Annotated in this window: 1 protein-coding gene; it reads right to left on the reverse strand. The window is 30.5% G+C overall.

Annotated features, from left to right (window positions below; genetic code table 11):
* Positions 1–238: 238 nt before the first annotated feature.
* Positions 239–796: a GNAT family N-acetyltransferase gene (locus tag ACOCEA_RS17965; RefSeq protein ID WP_420757656.1), complete on the reverse strand. Its 558-nt coding sequence runs from the start codon at positions 794–796 to the stop codon at positions 239–241.
* Positions 797–927: the final 131 nt, after the last annotated feature.

Below are 927 nucleotides of genomic sequence, written 5' to 3' on the forward strand. Positions count from 1 at the left end.
CGTTGTAATTTCGTCTAAAATTTTCAGTTTAAAAGGTTCTGAATACCGTCTGATCACTTTGTCATTTCTATACATAATGTTTAAAATTATGTAGCCTTATTTCAGGACGGGTCATAATGTTGTACAACGGTTTGTATAACCGTCAGTTACGGGTTAAATTAGCATTTGTTTTCGGTTTGACACTGGCTTTAGCAATTCCGAGTGGATTCGGACGTAGTCGAATCCGCCGTAATTGCGGTTATACATTGTTGTACACAGGTTTTATTTTACTCCATTCCGATTTATAAATTCGGAAAATATTCACTTTGTTTTTATTGTATTCAGTTGCTTTTTGGATTTTCATTCCGTTTTTTAATGCAACATTTTCAGATGGTTTATTGGTCAAACTGATTATAGAAATTAATGAATCCGAAAAGTTATTTTCAAATGCAAAGTCTCTACATTTTTTTGCCGATTCTGTTGCAAATCCTTTATTCCAAAATTCGGGTAAAAGTGAATATCCAATTTCTAATTCAGATTGTTTATCAACGTTTTGTATTAAAAGTCCACAATGTCCAATTAATTTTCCTGTTTCTTTTTCAATTAGTGCGTTCATTCCTCCTAAGTCATTCTGATAACGATGAAATTGTTTTTCATACCAATTTTTACATTCTATTTCGGGACTTTCTAATTCAGAAATCCAGTATTGAGAAGTTATTGGGTTTTTATGAAATTCCAACCAATCATTAAAATCAGATTCTTTAATTTTTCTGAATATTATTCGTTCAGTTTCTTGGTTTTCAAGTAGGTATTTCATTCGGTTCTCAACTGTCTTGTCCTGAAATATGGCTACAGGTTAAAATTGAATTTACGCTGTTAATTTATATACCATATTCGGTGTTTTATATTCTAAAGATAAATGTAACCTAATTTCATTGTATAAATTAA

It is taken from the genome of Maribacter luteocoastalis, from assembly GCF_048890225.1.
GTDB lineage: Bacteria > Bacteroidota > Bacteroidia > Flavobacteriales > Flavobacteriaceae > Maribacter > Maribacter luteocoastalis.